The following is a 19,692-nucleotide window of genomic DNA, read 5'->3' as shown; positions in this document are numbered from 1 at the left end:
ACTGTTCCTCTTTTTTTTATGCAACTATTTCTCCCTCTATAAATACAGTGTCAATTAAATTACTGCCAAAAGCATAAGGCAATTGATAATAGGAGGGAATAGGTTGGGTCAGAATAAGATTTGCTTTTTTACCAATAGTGATACTTCCGTGCGTGTCTGAAATTCCCATCGCATACGCTCCGTTAATTGTAGCCGCATTAATTGCTTCTTCGGGCGTCATTTTCATTTTGATACAGGCGGTTGCCACCACAAAATTCATATTTCCCGATGGAGTAGAACCCGGATTATAATCCGTTGCTATCGCTATAGGAAGTCCAGCTTCAATCATTTCTCGTGCTGGAGCATACGGAATACTCAAAAAATAAGAACACGAAGGTAATGCAACAGGCATTGTAGCGGTATTTTTCAAAGATTCGATATCGTTGGTAGTCATCACTTCTAGGTGATCGACAGAAAGTGCTTCCTGTTGTACTCCAACTTGAATTCCGCCAATGGAGTTGAACTGATTGACATGAATTTTTGGCTTTAAGCCAAATGCAATTCCAGCTTTCAAGATTTGTTGTGTTTCGGCAACAGTAAAATAACCGATTTCACAAAAAACATCGATGAATTCTGCTAGCTTTTCTTTAGCAATTGCAGGCAGCATTTCGTTGATGATAAGATCGATATAGCCTTGATGGTTTTCTTTAAATTCTGAGGGAAATGCATGGGCACCTAAAAATGTCGCTTTAATAGTGATTGGATAGTTTTGTGCCAAGCGATGAATTACGCGTAGCATTTTTAACTCCCCTTCAACCGTCAATCCGTATCCCGATTTGATTTCTACGGCTCCGGTTCCTAGACGCATCACTTCTTCCAGACGAATTTTAGACTGGTCGTACAGTTCTTTTTCGGAGGTTTCGTTCAATTTTTTAGCAGAATTTAAGATTCCACCGCCAAGACTGGCAATTTCCTCGTAAGTCAATCCATTAATGCGATCCACGAATTCCTGTTCGCGATTACCTGCATACACAATGTGCGTATGGCTGTCACACCAAGCCGGTAAAACTATTTTTCCGTCTGCATCAATACACTTTTCTGGATTTATGTTAGGCAAGTCTTCCATTGAACCAAAATCAGAAATAAGCTCATTTTGAATTACTAAATAGGCGTTGTTGATTGTTGGAAGAACCGCCATTTCGGCACCTGAAACCTTCAAAATTGCAGCATCCCGAACCTGCAGTAATTCTTTGATATTGATGATTAATGTTGTCATTTTATATAAAATTATTCAGAAACTTTGATTTCAAACATTTTATCCCAGTTTTTCCCGGTTACAAAAATGGTTTTTGTTTTTGGATTGTATGCGATGCCGTTCAGTACATCCGTGTCTGTTAACTGGGTAATTTTTTTCTTCAAATCCGCAAGATTGATAATTGCTTCTACGGCACCATTTTTTGGATTTATAATCGCAATCGCATCTTTTTGATACACATTCCCATAAATTTTACCGTCAATCCATTCGAGTTCGTTAATAGATTTTATTTTTGATTCAAAGGAGTAAATATTGATAAAGTCTCTTTCTTTAAAAGTAGTTGGATCGATAATCCAAATTTTTTCAGAACCATCAGATTGATACAAGTTTTCTCCATCGTTTGTTAATCCCCAACCTTCCATTGGCTTAAAATAGGTAAAAGTCTTTTCTTTTTTGAAAGTATCTGCGTTATACACATACCCTTCATTGTTTTGCCATGTCAATTGGTATATTTTATTATTCAGAATTGTAATTCCCTCGCCAAAATATTGATCCGCCAATAGTACTTTTTTATAAACTTCGCCCGTTTTGTAATTGGTTTTTCGCAAGCTAGAGACTCCTCTTTTTCCAGATGGACCGGAGCCGTTTCCTGTTCCTTCGTAAAGGGTATCTCGATAAAATTCTAATCCTTGCGTGTAAGCTTCAATGTCGTGGGGATAGGTATTTACAATTGTATAGTTTAATAATTTGGGTTGGATGTCAGAAACTAATTCTACTCTAGCGGTAGCTTCTGAATTTTCTTCTCCAAAATATACCAATGCTTTAAGGTTTTGGTAGCCTAGTTTTTGGTTTTTTAATTCAAAAGTTAGTTTCTCCAAACCCTTTTTAGAAGCTATTTTTTTATCATTTACAAAATAGATAACACTGTCTACTGTTTGTTCTTTTAAGTTCAAAATTTCCATAGAAAGTGCTTCTTGTGGCTTGTATTGTTCCTTAAATTTTGAATTATCAAAGCTGAATGAAGTGTTTTCGCCTTTTTTTGTCTGGTTGCAATTGGCTAAAGTGATTCCTAATAAAATGATAGATAGGAAGTTATAATTTCTCATAGTTTGGATTTTGAATACCCGAATATACAACGTTATTTTTAATGTATAAAGCTCTTGCAAAAATATAAAAAGATTGTATATTTGCACCGGCAAGTCCTACACGATCAGCTCCTGCAGACTCCCCCAGGATGGGAACATAGCAAGGGTAAGCGGTTGAGCGATGCGATGTAGGTCGCTTGCCATTTTTTTTTAGTCTGTATTTATTTCAGGTTTTTTTTCTAAATCCACAAAATAGTAGTCTTCCTTCGGGAGGATTTTTTTATTTTTGGACCTTTCGTATCATTAACAGTAACAATTATGGATAAAGTAGTCTTAATAACGGGTGGTTCCTCAGGAATAGGGAAATCTATTGGAGAGTTTTTACATCATAAAGGTTTCATTGTCTATGGAACCAGCAGGAATCCGGAGCGAATTTTGCATTCGGTTTTTCCTTTAGTGGCTTTGGATGTTCGGGATGCCGACTCGATTTATGCGGCTGTTGCCAAAGTGATTGCGACTGCCGGAAGATTGGATGTAGTGATCAATAATGCGGGTGTAGGGATAACAGGGCCTTTGGAAGAAATTCCAATGCAAGAAATTAAAAACAATTTTGAGACCAATCTTTTTGGTCCAATCGAAGTAATGAAATCCGTGTTGCCACAAATGCGTGCTCAAAAATCAGGATTAATTATTAATGTGACTTCCATTGCGGGGTATATGGGTTTGCCCTATCGAAGTGTTTATTCCGCTTCAAAAGGCGCACTTGAACTCATAACCGAAGCCTTGCGAATGGAAGTGAAATCGTTTGGTATTCACATTACAAACGTAGCGCCAGGTGATTTTGCAACAAATATTGCTGCAGGACGTTTTCATGCTCCGGTGCTACAAGGTTCAGCTTACGAAACTCCGTACGGAAATACCTTAAAAGCAATGGACGAACATGTGGATAGCGGCAGTAATCCCAATGAAATGGCCGAAGCGGTCTACCAAATTATCCAAACTGAGGAACCTAAAATTCATTATAAAGTGGGTGCTTTTATGCAAAAAATCTCCATTGTTTTGAAGAGAATTTTGCCGGATAAAGTATATGAAAAAATGCTGATGAACCATTATAAGTTGTAATTTTGCACAAAATTTGTGAGCGTGAGGGATTGCAGTGAAAATCCTTTTATTTTTTCTTTAAAAATAAAAGATTGAAGCGGAAAGCCCGACCCTTGGGTCACGCCCAAAGAATTAGAAACACACAATTAAATTATATAATATGAAATTTTTTATTGACACGGCTAATTTAGCTCAGATTAAGGAAGCGCAGGCATTAGGCGTTTTGGATGGTGTTACAACCAATCCTTCGTTGATGGCAAAAGAGGGAATTACGGGTAAAAACAGCATTTTGAAGCATTATGTTGACATTTGTAACCTGGTTGATGGTGATGTAAGTGCCGAAGTTAATGCTTTGGATTACGACGGAATGGTTAAAGAAGGCGAAGAATTAGCCGATTTACATGAGCAAATTGTGGTTAAATTGCCTATGACTAAAGAAGGGGTTATGGCGGCTAAATACTTTTCGGACAAAGGAATCAAGACCAATGTGACACTAGTGTTCTCTGCTGGGCAGGCTTTATTGGCTGCAAAAGCTGGAGCTACTTATGTTTCTCCGTTCATCGGTCGTTTGGATGATGTATCTACAGATGGTTTGGCTTTGATTGAAGAAATCAGATTGATATATGATAATTACGGATACGAAACTCAAATTCTTGCGGCTTCAGTGCGCCACACGATGCATATTGTAAACTGTGCAAAAATTGGTGCTGATGTGATGACTGGACCACTTTCAGCTATTTACGGCTTGTTGAAACACCCTTTGACTGATATTGGATTGGCGCAGTTTGTCGCTGATTTCGAAAAAGGAAATAAATAGATTTAAGATTGCAGATTGCTTCGCCAGTTCGCCTTTCAGGCTCGGGCAACGATTTTTGATTTTGAGATTTCGTTATAAACAAAAACTCCCATTTTACTTAGTAAAATGGGAGTTTTTTTGTTGGTTTGGTTTTGGTTAATTTGTGTTGAAATTAGTGTCCTCCACCAACTTCTATTTCTTTTCCGATTCCTTGTTTTTCTAAAATTCCAATTACTTTCCATCCGTAGAATGCGATGAAAGCGAAACATAAAACAGGAATGAAATAAGACGTATGAATCCCGATGATATCCGCTAATTTTCCTTGTAATGGCGGGATAATTCCACCACCTAAAATCATCATCACCAAGAAGGCAGAACCTTGAGAAGTGTATTTTCCTAAACCTGCAATGGCTAAGGAGAAAATAGACGGCCACATGATACTTAAGAATAATCCACCGCTCATAAAAGCAAAAATTGCGATCGTTCCAGTAGTAAATAAACCAATAAGCATGGCTGTCATTCCCATTATACCAAAAATCATTAAGGTTCTTGACGGCTGGTCTTTCCCTAAAAAGAAACCGGTGATTTGGAACAAAATCACAAATGCGTAAGCATATAAAGGGGTTACATCTTGTCCTGAAATTGCATTAGCCGCTAAAACAACTCCAAAAGCGACATAAGGGACTACAATAAGTAAAATTTTCTTTACTTGTGATGATGGGTTGAAAACAGTAATTGCTCCTGCCCAACGCCCAATCATTAAACTTCCCCAATACATAGACATATACGGTGCTAACGCTGGGCCTGAAATCGAACCAAAATCAGCAGTAACTAGCAATTCCCCTAGATTACTTCCTATCGTAACTTCGACACCAACATAAGCAAAAAGGGCTAGCATTCCCAAAACTAATTGTGGGTATTTCATAGCTCCCCAACCTTCAGGATTTTTTTGAGCAGTTGTATTGGCAAACAACAAACCAATCACTACGACTAAAAGTGTAGAAACCGTTAATGCTAATCCTAAGTAATCTTTTTCTTTATTTTCTATAAAACGAGTGATGAATTCTGGTTCTTCGTAGCGAGAAAAGATGTACGCAAAAATGGCTACTAAAATTACAGTAATTGCAATCAAAGTTTTCATTGCTTTATTTGCCGTTTCAAAAGTAGGATCGCTTTTCCCTGACGGTAATTTTTTAGAAAATTGAAATAAGGCAGCCGCCAATAAAAATAGTCCTCCTACAAAAACATAAAGAATTCTCATAGAATCCAATGAATCTGGTTTTCGAGCATATTCTTCAATATTTACACCCGCAATAACACCAAATAAAGCGATGGAAACTACTATCGGGCCTATTGTGGTTCCTAACGAGTTGATACCTCCAGCAAGATTTAGTCGGCTAGAAGCAGAATGTGGTTCACCCAGTGACGCTGCAAATGGCTGTGCCGATGTTTGTTGTAGTGAAAAACCAAGTGCAACAATAAATAAAGCCCCAAGAATAAATAAATAACTTCCTTGTGTTACCGCTGCTATCATTAAAACAGCCCCAAAGGTACTGACCAACAATCCATAAATAATTCCTTTTTTGAATCCCCACCCGTTTAGAATGTCCTTTTTAGCAATACTACTAAAAATGAAAAGGAATAAAGCACCAATATAGTAAGCACCATAGAAAGCAAAATCGATGAGTTGACTTTGAAATTGGTCTAACCCAAATTTAGCTTTGCAAAAGGGAATGAAAATCCCATTTGATGCTCCAATAAAACCCCAAAAGAAAAATACGGTTATGAGCGTATAAAGCGCAGAATTATTAGACTTTGTTTGTTCTGAATTCATAAGTATAAAGTGGTTAATTATTATTTTAAAAATGCTTTTATGGCTGTAACACCGTAAATATATTTGTTAAGTAAATTAAAAAAAAATAATTTAGGCTAAATATTATTATAATTATTGAATAACCAATTTATATTGGGTATACTTGCTTTTTTTTCAAACATTTTGCTAATTCTGAAACAAGGAGGATTTGGATAAGAAGTTCGATCTATTTTTAATCGGTAAAAAAAGAGTATGATTTTTGTTATTTGATAAATTGTAGGGCCTACAAGTTCGTTATTCATTTGTATTGAATTGATTTTTACTGGCTATTTTAAAAAAAGCTATCTTTATAAATCAGTTTTTAAAATAACAGGATATGAAAAGTGCTCCAGTAAAAAAAAGAGATATTAGTTATGAAAGTGCCGGAAAATTTGAGGAAACACGATTTGAAAAAATTCATAATGAAATTTTCAATACTGCTTCAGAAGCATCGCTACTAGTCGCTCAGGAAATCGCTCAATTGATTGTATCTAAACGGTCTCAGAATAAAATTTGTGTTCTTGGCTTGGCTACAGGTTCTTCTCCAGTTAAGGTGTACGAAGAATTGGTTCGTATGCATCGCGAAGAGAACCTTAGTTTTAGCAATGTAGTTACTTTTAATTTGGATGAATACTATGCAATGAAGAAGGAGAATCATCATAGTTATCATTATTTTATGCACGAGCATTTGTTCAATCACATCGACATTAAACCTGAAAATATAAATATTCCAGATGGTACAGTGCCTATTGATCAACTCAAAGACTATTGTATCGCCTACGAAAATAAAATAAAAAATACTGGTGGACTTGATTTTCAATTGTTAGGAATTGGTCGCACAGGACATGTGGGCTTTAACGAACCTGGTTCTCATATAAATTCGGGAACCCGAATAATAACTTTGGATCATATTACAAAAGTGGATGCTTCATCTGATTTTAATGGAATCGAAAACGTCCCAAAAAGAGCCATTACCATGGGTGTTTCAACTATTCTTAAATCTAAAAGAATTGTGTTGATGGCTTGGGGCCAAAATAAAGCCGATATTATAAAAAGAACAACGCAAGGGGAGATAAGTTCAGAAATTCCAGCGACTTTTTTGCAAAACCATACCAATACTACTTTTGTTTTGGATCAATTTGCGGCTTCAGAGCTAACCCGTTTTAAAACGCCGTGGCTCGTTCAAGATTGCAATTGGACCTTAGAACTTAAATGTAAAGCGATTGTTTGGTTGTGTATAAAAACCAATCGATCCATATTAAAATTGACTGATAGAGATTACAACAATAACGGCATGTCTGATTTGCTTGCTTTAGAAGGGTCCGCCTATGATCTAAATATAAACATGTTCAATGTATTGCAGCATACCATAACCGGATGGCCTGGAGGAAAGCCCAATACGGATGATGCAAACAGACCCGAAAGAGCCAATCCAACCAAGAAACGAATCATCCTATTCAGTCCACATCCTGACGATGATGTGATTTCCATGGGAGGTACTTTTTCAAAACTCATAAAGCAAGGACATGATATTCATGTAGTCTATCAAACTTCAGGGAATATTGCAGTTACAGATGAAGAAGCATTAAAGTATGCGGAAGTAGGTAATGATTTTGCGGGTACTAATAATTCTAAAATTAATTTTGAATCAGTAATTGAATTTTTAAATAACAAGTCTGAAAACCAAATGGATTCTCTTGAAGTTCGCAAATTAAAAGGATTAATTAGACGCCGAGAATCGCATGCGGCAGTTCGATACATTGGATTAAAAGAGTCAAATATTCATTTTCTAGATATGCCTTTTTATGAGACAGGATTAATTAAAAAGAGTCCAATAAGCATTGAAGATATCACAATTGTGAAAGCAATTATTGAAAAAATTAAGCCTCATCAGTTTTTTGCTGCTGGTGATCTTGCCGATCCGCATGGAACACATGAGGTTTGTTTGAATGCTATTTTTGCAGCAATGGCCGCTTTAAAACCACAACCGTTCCTGAATGATTGCTGGCTTTGGTTGTATCGGGGCGCTTGGCATGAATGGGAAATTCATGAAATAGACATGGCCGTGCCTTTAAGTCCAAAGGAGGTAATGCTAAAAAGACATGCCATTTTGTACCATCAATCACAAAAAGACCGGGTGATGTTTCAAGGCAATGATTCCAGAGAATTTTGGGTGCGTGCCGAAGAACGCAACAAGCAGACAGCAAAGCTTTACGATGATTTAGGCTTGGCTGAATATGAAGCTATCGAAGCTTTTAAACGTTTTGACTATTAAAAATATTTTGAATACCTATTAATTATGAAGTACTTTTTAATCGTGTTATTGGCACATTTTATCTCGAATGCTCAGATAAAAGAAGGACAATTGGATCTGATGCCTTGGCCTCAAAAAATAAATTTGGGCGCTGGTACTTTTGCTTTAAGCAAAAATTTTAAGGTAAATATTACGGGAAATCCTAATCCACGGATTTTCATTGGCGCAACTAATTTCCTGCGAAGATTGGATGGCAGAACGGGATTGTTTTTAGAGCAAGCCTTTTTAACTAAAATCAACGAAAAACCGGAAGCCGAATTGCAAATCAATTGTGTTCGAAATGGAAAAATTGAAATTAACGAAGATGAAAGTTATCAGTTGGTCGTTACCTCCAATAAAATAACCATTAATGCGACAACTGATTTAGGAGCGCTGCATGGTTTAGAAACGCTATTACAATTGTTGCAAAATAGCAGTACTTCCTACTATTTTCCTGTAAGTACTGTTTCTGATTTTCCAAGATTTACTTGGAGAGGATTGATGATTGATGCAGCACGGCATTTTCAGCCAGTAGCTGTTATTAAAAGAAATTTAGATGCGATGGCTTCCATGAAAATGAATGTTTTTCACTGGCATTTAGCAGATGATCAAGGGTGGAGAATTGAACTAAAAAATCATCCAAAACTCACTGAATTAGCTTCTGACGGATATTTTTATAGTCAAGAAGAGATTAAAAATATAGTAAAATATGCTGATGATAGAGGAATTTTGGTTATTCCTGAAATTGATGTTCCAGGACATGCCTCGGCCTTGTTGACGGCATATCCAGAAATTGGGAGTGCAATAGCCAATGGGAAAGTCACTTATGAAGTACAAAGGAATTCGGGTATATTTAATGCTACTTTAGATCCTACCAATCCAAAAACGTATGAAATTTTAAGCTCGATTTTTGATGAAGTAAGCCTCCTGTTTTCGGGTAGTTATTTTCATATTGGAGGCGATGAAAACAATGGAAAAGAATGGAACGCCAACCCCACTATTCAAAAATTCAAGCAGGATAATAATTTAATGAACAACCACGATTTGCAAACGTATTTCAACATGAAGCTGATTCCAATGTTGAAGAAACACAACAAGAAATTAATGGGCTGGGAAGAAATAATGACTGAAAACATGTCTAAAGATGCGATAATACATGCTTGGAGAGGGACAAATGAAGGGCAAGAAGCCGGAGGCGCATTAGTCAAAGCCGCAAAAAGTGGATACAATACCGTTTTATCTAATGGCTATTATATTGACTTACTGTTAGGATTAGAAACTCATTACCTAAATGATCCTATTCCCAAAAAAATTATACTTAGTCCCGAAGAAAAAGCCAGAGTTTTAGGAGGGGAAGCTGCCATGTGGAGTGAGCTGGTAACGCCATTAAATATAGATTCCAGAATTTGGCCAAGAACGGCGGCTATTGCGGAGCGATTATGGTCCAGTCAAGAGGTAACGGATATGAAAAGCTTACGCAAAAGGTTGAAAACAATTTCGTTTCGATTAGAGGAACTTGGAATTACTCACCTTAGAAACAAAGAAGTAATTTTGAGAAACATCAGCAACAATCAAGATACACAGTCCTTGAATAATTTCTCAAACCTTTGTGAACCATTGAAAAACTACAAACGCAACGGTGGCGGAAAAAAATACCGCATGCATTCCCCATTAACGCTATTTGCTGATGCTTGCAATGCTGATGCGGCTCAGGCTTTGGATTTTAGTGAAGCAGTCAGTACCTATTTAGACAACAAAACCGTTGATAATAAAAGAGCTGTGACTAATTTTTTTAAGAAATGGGTTGTAATGAATAATGATTTAATTGCTTTAAGTGCCAATGCTCCTCTGATACAACCACTTTTGCCTTTGTCTCAAAGTTTGAGTGATTTATCAGAGCAGCTTTTACTTGTAATGAATAAAAAACAGACAGTAAATTCCACTTTAATGGAGGATTTATTAGAAAAATGCAATACCAGAAGTCCTGCGGATGTAGAATTGGCTGTTTATACCAGTCTTAAAAAATTAGTAGAAATAAATTAAAGACAACGCAGGCTTTCCTAAGTAAGACCTTTGAATTCCTTTTCGTCGCGGCGAACAGAAATCTTTTTTCAATCACTGTGATAAAGAGTAAATTTCACTGCTCAAAATGTATTTTTGGAATTCAGTATATCGGTATTTTTTTCGTATTTTTGCAAAAATTTTATAAAATAAATATTCATGTTAACAGTAAATAATTTATCAGTTCAGTTTGGCAAACGAATTTTGTTTGACGAAGTAAATACGACCTTCACACACGGCAATATTTATGGAGTTATCGGAGCCAATGGCGCTGGAAAATCTACTTTTCTTAAAATAATTGCAGGTGAAATGGATCCAACTTCGGGCCATATTCATTTGGAACCCGGAAAACGAATGTCGGTTTTAAATCAAAACCACAATATGTTTGACGAGAGCACCGTTCTGGAGACCGTTATGATGGGGAATAAAACCCTATATGCGATTAAAAAAGAAATGGATGCTTTGTATTTAGATTACAACGATTCAAATGCAGACAGAATAGGCGAGTTGCAAGTACAATTTGAAGAAATGAATGGTTGGAATGCTGATTCTGACGCTGCGTCCATGTTGTCGAATCTTGGAATCACTGAGGAGCATCATTATACTTTAATGGGAGATCTAGAAGGTAAAATAAAAGTTCGTGTCCTTTTGGCGCAAGCCTTATTTGGAAATCCAGATTTGCTTATTATGGATGAGCCTACCAATGATTTGGATTTTGAAACCATTGCTTGGTTAGAGAATTTCTTAGCAAACTATGAGAATACAGTTATCGTCGTTTCGCACGACAGGCACTTTTTAGATTCTGTTTGTACGCATATTTCGGATATTGATTTCAGTAAAATAAATCATTATTCAGGAAATTATACGTTTTGGTATGAATCCAGTCAATTAGCCGCTAAACAACGCGCTCAGCAAAACAAGAAAGCCGAAGAAAAGAAACAAGAGTTAGAAGAATTTATTCGTCGTTTTAGTGCGAATGTAGCCAAATCCAAACAAGCTACCTCTCGTAAAAAAATGATCAGTAAGTTAAATATTTCTGAGATAAAGCCATCAAGTCGCCGTTATCCCGCAATTATTTTTGATCAGGAGCGTGAGGCAGGAGATCAAATCTTAAATGTACAAAATTTGAGCGCTTCTATCGAAGGAGATATTTTGTTCAAAGGAGTAGATTTGAATATGGCAAAAGGCGATAAAATCGTTCTTTTCTCTAAAGATTCTCGCGCTACAACCGCTTTCTATGAAATTTTAAATGGAAACCAAAAAGCAGATTCGGGAACGTATGATTGGGGAGTTACGACAAACCAGGCGTATTTACCAGTGGAAAACCATTCCTTTTTTGAAAGTGATTATTCTCTTGTAGATTGGTTGCGTCAATGGGTAAAAACAGAAGAAGAACGCGATGAAGTAAACATTCGCAGTTTCCTTGGGAAAATGATTTTCTCAGGAGAAGAAGCTTTGAAAACGTGTCGTGTTTTATCTGGAGGAGAAAAAGTACGTTGTATGTTGTCTCGAATGATGATGGAACGTGCTAACGTATTGATGCTGGATGAGCCTACGAATCACCTGGATCTAGAATCGATTACGGCTTTTAATAATTCATTAAAAAACTTTAAAGGATCCGTTATCTTCACCACTCATGATCATGAATTTTCTCAAACGGTCGCGAATAGAGTGATTGAATTAACGCCTAATGGAGCAATTGATCGTTATATGACTTTTGATGATTACTTAGATGATGAAAAAGTACAGGAATTAAGAGTTAAGATGTATACAGTTTAAAAGCAGTTAAATTTATGAAAAATCAAAATCTCCCACAATTATGGGAGATTTTTTTTTAATACTAAAGCTATATACTCTTAGTGATGTGTGCTAAATTTTGCAGTTGCTACCGTTTAAAAGGGGAAAAAAAACTATTAATTCTAATAAATAGTACCAACTAATTCCTTTGTATTAATACTAAAATGGATATCCAATAGCCAAATTAAAAACTAAATTTTCTCTGCGCCATGGACCACTTCCAAAATCAATTTTATCCAAAACCCAACGGTCACCGTCAGCTAAATATGGTTTTCGTAATGGGAAGGCAAGATCTGTTCTTAGAATTAGAAATGAAAAATCAAAACGCAAACCAGCTCCAGCTCCAACGGCTATTTCATTCATGAATTTTTTTGAAAATTTCGCTCCTGGTTTCTCTGAATTTTCATTCAATAACCAAATGTTTCCCGCATCTAAAAATAAAGCTCCTTTTACTAATCCGTATATTTTGGCTCGGTATTCTGTATTAAATTCCAATTTTAAATCACCGGATTGATCGGGTAAAAAAGTACTGGTGTTTGCCGAGGCACCATCAAAACTTCCAGGTCCTATGGAACGGGCTCTAAAAGCGCGCAAACTATTAGTTCCTCCTATAAAAAATTGTTTTATAAAGGGCATTTCGCCTGAATTTCCATAGGCAAATCCGGCACCTGCAATGATTCGGCTGGCCAATTGGGAATCAGGTCCTAGTTTATAATAATGTCTAAAATCATTTTCTATTTTTACAAACTGGCTAAATGGAACATCAAAAATTTTAATTGTATCGCCTTTTTTACTATTTGCTCCTGTAACTAATCCAGCTACATTTCCAGCTAAATCGATTGTGCCCTTGTAGTAGAAGGTGCTTTTCTTCCTTTTTTGCAAGGTGTTGGTGTACGTATACGAGTAGGTTGGTCCAAAGATTAATTGTTTTTCAATCACTTTTCCTAACGATTCATTTGCCAAAATTTGCTCTTGGTACAACGGAGTAACGTTTTGCGGACTGGCGTACGTAATCTCCGTAACATTAAATAAATGTTCTTTTCGTTCATTTTCTTTCCATAAATAGCCGAAAGATCCTTTGAAGGTTTGTAAAGAATACAGTTTGGTTCGATTTTGGAATTCATACCCTAATGTTGCTTTCGTTTTTGGGACAAAACCACTGGGAGAATTTAGCTTAAAAGGAGCCACTAATCTTGGCCAAACCAAATTCGCCTCCGTTCCAAAACGGTAAACATTAAACCCATTATTTTGTCCGGAAACTTGTACTTCAACCCCGCCAAAAGCAGAAATAGTCAACAATTCAGCACCTCTAAAGGTGTTTCTGTTGCTCCAGTTTAAATTTAGTTCCGTTCCCGTGTAATTTGCTGAATTGGTTTTGGCCAATAACTCTAATCGTAAGGATTTCTTGGGTAATGGAGTGAGATAATAGTATGCATCTAAGTAATTACCTACTGTGTCTGAAACTCTGAACTGGTTCTTTACAAATTTGAATGTACCCAAATTTACTAAGCGATTCAACGATAAATTATGATCGGTTCGGTTGTACAAATCATTTTTTTTGAAATACAAAGCCCGATCAAAAATTCGGGGTTTGAATAAATTTTCAGCATCTATTATGGTTAGATCATTGTATTTTTTGATGGAATCTATAGTTGTTTTTATACTATCAGCACCAATCGTGTAGTTTGGATAAACTATGATTCTATTAATTCTGTATGGAGTTTCTGCCAGTTTAGGTGCTTCGTCCTTGATTTTTACAATAAGATCAACCTGATGGTCTGCAACAGTGCTATCAACTTGAACTTTGAGATAATCGGGATTGAAGTAAAAATAACCTTTTTCTTTTAGTCGGGCGTCAATGCGAACTCTTTCTTCTTTTATACGCTCAAGGCTGTATCCTTCCTCTTTTTTTAATAGGCTTCTGCGTTTGGTATTTCTTATTTCTTTTGCGATTACTGAAGAATCTAGCGGAAATTTTACTTCTTTGATTTTGTATTGTTTTGCAGGGTTTACAAGATATTCTGCACTTACTTTTTTGCCTTTTCGTGTGGAATCTGCAACTGTTTTAGCATTGAAATACCCACTGTTTTCCGAGAAATTTTGCAAAACACTTTTGTTGTATTCTAAATCTACTTGGCTGTATAAAACAGGAGCTTCACCCACTTTGTTCCTCAACCAATAGCGCCATCCTTTTTCTTTCTTTGGCTTTCCAGCCAAATTGTACAGGTACAATTTAGGTCGCAATCCTAAAAAAACACTGTTGGGTTTGGGCCTAACAATAGCTTTTAACTGGCTTTTTAATGCTTTGTTTTCCTTTTTAGTAGTTTGCTTTCCTTCCACTTTTACTTTTGCGCCGGTGTACAACAATTCTCCTTTAGGTAAAAACCGAGTGTTGCTGCACGATGAAGTGAGTACAGCTAATAATAGAAAATATACTAAAGAGCTCTTATTCATCTGACTTATTTTTTGATTCTTGTTTTGCTTTTATAGTCGCTTTTTTTGCTTCACTTTTTGCAAATAACTCTTTAAATTTATTATAGTCCAAAGTGATAACAAAGGCGATGCCAGTTTCAACTACTTCACCTTGAAGTGCTACTTGATACTTGTTCACACGGTACACTCTTATTTTATACCTTCCATCTTTTGAGAGTTGATAATCTAGCGAAACATCTCCTGCAATATTATTTGCATTCTGGTTGACTTGTTGCGGTCCTTCAATGCCAAAACTGCTTCCAACAGTTACTTTTAAACGGTCATTTAATAATTTCTTAGATATTCCAACATTCAAATCAGTCTTGTTTTGCTGCTGCCCAGTGGTATAATCATTCGAAGTATTTAAATCAAAATTAAGTTCGACGCCTTCAATTAGATTACTCGCCAAGTTATTGAGTTGCTGTGACAAAATTTTACTGGCACTTTCTCTGGCTATGGTTGAAACATTGGTTCCTCCAGTTTCACTTGCAAATGGATTTTCACCTATAAAGCGATTCAGCAGGAGCAAGGCAAAGACCTGTTTGTTCATTTCATCAGGTTGCTGACGTAATTGCGTCAATTTAGCCTGTGTCGTATTAATAATTTCTGTTGAAACGCTGTTATTCCCTTCCGGCAGAATAATGTCAAAGGAAATAGTTGGTTTCATTAATTCCCCTGTCATTTTTAGATTAGTTTCAAAAGGAATTTTTTGCTTATACGTATTTCTTATCTCGGCAGTAACCGTTCCTAGTTGGTCATTTACTAAATCAATTGGAGCCGCTTCTGTTTTATAAATGGCCGTGATATTTATATCGGCCATCGTTGGTTCTCCAGTCCAAAGGATATAGCTTCCTTTTTTTATGTCGAATTTTCTTTTGATCGCGTTAAAATTCATTTCGTAACTTCCCTCAGATAATTCGTATCTGCCGGTTAATGTTGTTTTTCCAGAGGGATCAATTCCACCGTTCAACTGTGCTTCTCCTTTTAATTTAAGGAAATCCCCATTGGCTTTGTCGATAACCAGCGATAATTCAGCATCTTTATCTATTTCAATGTTCACTGAGGCGTTGATTCCCTTTATATCCATTTCACTGTTCAGTTCATCTAAAGCAATGGTTTCAACTAGTTGAGGTTTATCCTGGTCTATAAATTCTACAATACCTTCTCTATCGGCTATTGATGGATCTGATTGCGGCAGAACAACAGTAAATTTAGTGTCTTTATTGATTTTGATATTTCCTTCTACAATTGGATTGTCAAAATTTCCTGTTATTTCTAAGTGATTGTCCAAATACAATTCACCATAGTACAAATCATTGTCCTTAGCTTGCGAATTAACGGCTTTGAAATTATTTGCATCAACGGTTAAATCAAAACCAAAATTTCTAAAATTGCTGCTATTAATTTTACCGTTGATGGCTAAGTCATTCTCTAGCTCATCTTTAATAATAAAATTATCAAAAATAACAGCATCGTTGGTAAAGTTAATTTTATCATTTATAGATTTGAATTTCGCATTAAGTTGCGTCGCTTTGAAACCAATAGCATTAAATTGTAACTCCCCAATAACTTTTGGTTGGGAGGTATTCCCCGTTATTTTGAAATTTCCGTTCAAAAATCCCGTGCTTTCGGTTATGTTATCCAAGGTGAAGCCTTGAATACTTTTCAAATTTAATTTATCAATATCCAGATTCATATCAAAACTGCTCTGATTCGTTTTGTAAAATCCTTTTAACGTAACTTGATTTCCTTGGCCTGTAATCGCGATTAGGGCATCATATTGGTTTGCAATGCTATTATTGACTTTGATGCTAATATTACCAACAGTATCTTTTTTGATAGTAAAATTATCAATATTTAAGTCTGAGGTAAAAAGTGGTGTAGTATTTATATTTTTCACCAATGCGTTTCCATTGATCTTACCGCTAAGTTGTAAATCTTTTTTCTCAACAAAACTCGTGATGGTTTTAATGTCAAAATCCTCAAAAGCAATTGCTATTGGAGCATTTTGAGTAGTCGATTCGGATTGAATCCGAAGCTTACTTTCCTCTTTACTCAACTCAAATTCACCCACATAAATTCCTTTTTTGCCAAAACGCACCAGATTGTCTTGCGCTATATTCCATGATTCATAGTTCAGCAACAAATTAGTTGGATCCAGATTTATCTCGTTATTACCATTTATGCTCTTTAATGTTCCCGAAATTAAATACCGTTCCACGTCTTTAGCATCTTTTAATTGCAAGGTGTAATCCACGCGATTGTTTTCCACTTTACCGGTAATACTGGTGTGTGGCAACTGAATTTGTTTGTTTTGAATGTCGTCTATTACAAAATTGTAAACCAGTGCTTTGTCTTGTGTGTCGATTTTGAAAACGGCATTTGTAATGGTATTTTCTGCATAAATTAGTTTTGGTATACTACCATTCAAAACAATAGAATCATTTACAGAATTGTATTTTCCGGTTACAGTAATAGGTTCTAGACTTTTTAAATCAGGAATCATTTTTAGTATAATCGGGCTGTCTTTTATATTAATTACAAAAGCAAATTGTTGGTTTTCAACTGCTATTTTTTTTGAATTAGGATTGCTGTCATAATATTTAGCGACAGAATTGGATACGGCATCAACAATTTTAGAACCCTTATATTTTCCATTAACTTCTGCATCTAAAAAAGGAGCTTTGATGGATAACGTATTTTTTTGAGTTGTTGATGTGGCTACTACGGTAACAGAATCTATTACAAATTGATCTTTGGCATTGGTAACCATTATGCTGTGTGCATTCACGGTTCCATTTAAGTAGTCTAAGTTTGCCGATTGAATGTCAGCATCAACAACACCTCGTATTTTTAATGGTCCTGCGTGTAAATTCAGTTTTTCTAAATCCGCAATATCCACATTTAATTTTAATTTTCCCGAAGGATATTTGTCTCTAAAACTACCGCTACCCACTAAATCAAAAGTCAGATTAGGATCTTTAGCGGAAGCAATTGCATTAAAGTTTCCTTTGGCAATAGCGCCTTTTATATTTAAATTTTTATAGGTATATTTATTGTAGTATGCTTTTTGAATACTTCCGTTCAAGGAAGCTACTGCTGTTTTGGGATCAAAACCGGTTCCCTTAATGTTGGTCTTTAAAGTTACTTTTCCAATGGAATCATTTTTGATAAATTTACCTAAATCAAAATTAGTCAGTTCAGCTTGGACATTATATTTCTCATAATTTTTCCTAGTTTGATCGAATGTTCCGTTGATTTTTGCATTCCCGAAGCTACTCATCAAATTCATGTTGGTATTAAAATCGGCAATCGTTCCTTTAAAAGTTCCTTTGGCGCTGAATTGTGATGGGAGCTGAATCGAATTTGGAATCGTTCCTACAGGCAGAAAGCCAACAACATCTTTTGCACCTGATTGTAAATCTTTTATGTTCAGATCAAAATACGCCTTATTCACATCTGGCAAACCTATAATGCTTCCGCTTGCTGCTACTTTTGTAGTTCCAATGCCACTAATAACAATGGATGGAAATTGCATGTTTTTGAGTTTCCCTTTTACGGTTCCATTGATTAGCAAAATAGCATTGGGATTACTCCTAAATGGATTCGTATTGTTTAAAGTAGGGGCAAAAAGTAAAATGTCTTTTACACTAACTTTACTTTTCTTAAAATTAGCAATTAATCCTAATTCCCCTGGATTTTTGGCTAAAGATGCAAGAGAGGGATACCCAATTCGGATTTCATCTTTCAATTCTGTTTGCGGGGTTTTCAGATATAACTTTTTAAGAAAAGCATTCTTTTTTCCGTAGAAAAAATCAGCATTAAAAGATTGAATGTTTAAGCCACTTTTGTCCTTAATGGAAAGGGAATTAGCCGTTCCAGAAATGTTTTCTGGATTGTAATTCAACGCATCTACTTGCAAGTTTAAATTGGTAAGATTTAAATGGTTGTAATCGATCCCTTTTTGTGCTGCTGCGACATTATTATTATCGTAGCGAAAATTAACACGTTTGAACTCCGTTGTATTTACTTTGACTTGCCAATTCGTAGATTGTGTGTCATTAGATTCTTGAGTAGTATTTACTTTATCTGATTTTCCAAGAGTTAGTGCACCTTCCACACCGGTTAGATTGAGACTTTCAATAATGGCGAATTTATTATTGAGATCCATTTTGTCAATTTTAGCAAGCAGTTTTTTCAAATAAAAAGTAGTTGCTACTTTTGTGACTTCATTTTCATAATCAAAATCTATTTTGGCTAAATCAATTTCTCCAAGTTTTAAATTTAAAATGGATTCTGGCTCATTTTTTATCGCAGCTTCTAGGGTGGAAATAGATGGTTGCGCTATGCCTTGTTTTAGTTTAAATTTCAAACCATTGATTTTTGCTTTTGGAATTTCAAAGCTCATTTTGTTAAGATCGAAGGTTTTGATCCTTGTTTCAAAATGATTTAGATTAGCATAAATCGTATTGTTTGTGACCACATCTTTGTACTTAAACTGAACACGATCCAGCTTGATTTCTTCGACAGAAAATTGCATTGGTGGCGAATCGCTTTTTTGTTTCTCTGGTGAAGCAAATGCTTTTATGATATATGCAAAATTAAAAATGGCCTTCGAATCTCTGTTTAAATTAGCGGAAATACCTACTAGGTGGACAGAATTAATTTCGACTTTATTGTTCATTAATTGAAATAAACTAATGTCAACAGCCAGTTTTTCTCCAGCAAAAAGAGTGTCTTTTTTTTGATCTTGAAAATAAACGCCTTCCAAAATCACTTTTTTAGGAAGTCCTATTTCTAGGCGGTTAATGGTTACTTTGGTTTTGATTTTTCCTTCCAGATAGGCTACCGCTTTGTTTTTAGCATAATTTTGAACAGAGGGAATTTGAATGGCAATAACCACTGCTAAGAATAATAGAATTACAGATCCTATGATCCAAAGGAAAATTTTTAAACTTTTCTTTAAATATTTTTTCAAACGAGGTAAATTTTTGGCTAAAA

General features: G+C 35.6%; 10 protein-coding genes and 1 other RNA gene. 6 read left to right on the top strand and 5 right to left on the bottom strand.

Features of this window, described 5'->3' with window-relative positions; translation table 11 throughout:
* Positions 1–16: 16 nt before the first annotated feature.
* Together hutI and BUA03_RS03875 are read right to left on the bottom strand one after the other, a co-directional pair.
* Positions 17–1,255 carry an imidazolonepropionase gene (hutI, locus tag BUA03_RS03880; RefSeq protein WP_066078767.1) on the bottom strand — a complete coding sequence of 413 codons (1,239 nt, stop codon included), beginning with the start codon at positions 1,253–1,255 and terminating at the stop codon, positions 17–19.
* An 11-nt stretch (positions 1,256–1,266) separates the two neighbouring features.
* Positions 1,267–2,340 (bottom strand): glutaminyl-peptide cyclotransferase, encoded by a 1,074-nt coding sequence (locus BUA03_RS03875; protein ID WP_066078769.1) that lies wholly within the window; start codon positions 2,338–2,340, stop codon positions 1,267–1,269.
* Between the two features lie 87 nt (positions 2,341–2,427).
* Here BUA03_RS03875 and ffs point away from each other — a divergent pair.
* The 3 genes from ffs to fsa all read left to right on the top strand — a co-directional run bounded on the left by ffs (position 2,428) and on the right by fsa (position 4,237).
* Positions 2,428–2,525, top strand: an RNA gene (gene ffs, locus BUA03_RS03870) — signal recognition particle sRNA small type.
* A gap of 112 nt (positions 2,526–2,637) precedes the next feature.
* A complete protein-coding gene (locus tag BUA03_RS03865; protein ID WP_066078771.1) occupies positions 2,638–3,441 on the top strand; it encodes an SDR family oxidoreductase in 804 nt (267 codons plus the stop codon).
* A 139-nt stretch (positions 3,442–3,580) separates the two neighbouring features.
* On the top strand, positions 3,581–4,237 hold the full coding sequence (fsa, locus tag BUA03_RS03860; RefSeq protein WP_066078774.1) for a fructose-6-phosphate aldolase: 657 nt from the start codon (positions 3,581–3,583) through the stop codon (positions 4,235–4,237).
* A gap of 151 nt (positions 4,238–4,388) precedes the next feature.
* On the opposite strand, the gene BUA03_RS03855 is transcribed toward fsa, so the two are convergent.
* Positions 4,389–6,050: an MFS transporter gene (locus BUA03_RS03855; RefSeq protein WP_066078776.1), complete on the bottom strand. Its 1,662-nt coding sequence runs from the start codon at positions 6,048–6,050 to the stop codon at positions 4,389–4,391.
* A 355-nt stretch (positions 6,051–6,405) separates the two neighbouring features.
* Between BUA03_RS03855 and nagB the strand changes: the two genes are divergently transcribed.
* The 3 genes from nagB to BUA03_RS03835 all read left to right on the top strand — a co-directional run bounded on the left by nagB (position 6,406) and on the right by BUA03_RS03835 (position 12,201).
* Positions 6,406–8,343, top strand: a complete 1,938-nt coding sequence (gene nagB / locus BUA03_RS03845) for a glucosamine-6-phosphate deaminase (protein ID WP_066078783.1) — start codon at positions 6,406–6,408, stop codon at positions 8,341–8,343.
* A 24-nt stretch (positions 8,344–8,367) separates the two neighbouring features.
* Entirely contained in the window at positions 8,368–10,404 is a 2,037-nt protein-coding gene (locus tag BUA03_RS03840) for a beta-N-acetylhexosaminidase (RefSeq protein ID WP_066078786.1), read from the top strand.
* A 177-nt stretch (positions 10,405–10,581) separates the two neighbouring features.
* On the top strand, positions 10,582–12,201 hold the full coding sequence (locus tag BUA03_RS03835; protein ID WP_066078789.1) for an ABC-F family ATP-binding cassette domain-containing protein: 1,620 nt from the start codon (positions 10,582–10,584) through the stop codon (positions 12,199–12,201).
* Positions 12,202–12,378: 177 nt separating this feature from the next.
* Here the strand turns inward: BUA03_RS03835 and tamL are convergent, their stop codons facing one another.
* Both tamL and BUA03_RS03825 read right to left on the bottom strand, forming a co-directional pair.
* Positions 12,379–14,673 carry a translocation and assembly module lipoprotein TamL gene (gene tamL, locus BUA03_RS03830; RefSeq protein WP_066078792.1) on the bottom strand — a complete coding sequence of 765 codons (2,295 nt, stop codon included), beginning with the start codon at positions 14,671–14,673 and terminating at the stop codon, positions 12,379–12,381.
* On the bottom strand, positions 14,666–19,669 hold the full coding sequence (locus BUA03_RS03825; RefSeq protein WP_066078938.1) for a translocation/assembly module TamB domain-containing protein: 5,004 nt from the start codon (positions 19,667–19,669) through the stop codon (positions 14,666–14,668). The genes tamL and BUA03_RS03825 overlap by 8 nt, the downstream gene beginning before the upstream one ends.
* Positions 19,670–19,692: the final 23 nt, after the last annotated feature.

This window comes from Flavobacterium fryxellicola (genome assembly GCF_900143245.1).
GTDB lineage: Bacteria > Bacteroidota > Bacteroidia > Flavobacteriales > Flavobacteriaceae > Flavobacterium > Flavobacterium fryxellicola.
This window is presented reverse-complemented; position numbering and strand designations above follow the sequence as displayed.

What these genes read in the sequence shown, in the direction of transcription:
- hutI (WP_066078767.1), bottom strand. Translation starts at nt 1,255, where the DNA reads ATGACAACATTAATCATCAATATCAAAGAATTACTGCAGGTTCGGGAT.
- BUA03_RS03875 (WP_066078769.1), bottom strand. Translation starts at nt 2,340, where the DNA reads ATGAGAAATTATAACTTCCTATCTATCATTTTATTAGGAATCACTTTA.
- BUA03_RS03865 (WP_066078771.1), top strand. Translation starts at nt 2,638, where the DNA reads ATGGATAAAGTAGTCTTAATAACGGGTGGTTCCTCAGGAATAGGGAAA.
- fsa (WP_066078774.1), top strand. Translation starts at nt 3,581, where the DNA reads ATGAAATTTTTTATTGACACGGCTAATTTAGCTCAGATTAAGGAAGCG.
- BUA03_RS03855 (WP_066078776.1), bottom strand. Translation starts at nt 6,050, where the DNA reads ATGAATTCAGAACAAACAAAGTCTAATAATTCTGCGCTTTATACGCTC.
- nagB (WP_066078783.1), top strand. Translation starts at nt 6,406, where the DNA reads ATGAAAAGTGCTCCAGTAAAAAAAAGAGATATTAGTTATGAAAGTGCC.
- BUA03_RS03840 (WP_066078786.1), top strand. Translation starts at nt 8,368, where the DNA reads ATGAAGTACTTTTTAATCGTGTTATTGGCACATTTTATCTCGAATGCT.
- BUA03_RS03835 (WP_066078789.1), top strand. Translation starts at nt 10,582, where the DNA reads ATGTTAACAGTAAATAATTTATCAGTTCAGTTTGGCAAACGAATTTTG.
- tamL (WP_066078792.1), bottom strand. Translation starts at nt 14,673, where the DNA reads ATGAATAAGAGCTCTTTAGTATATTTTCTATTATTAGCTGTACTCACT.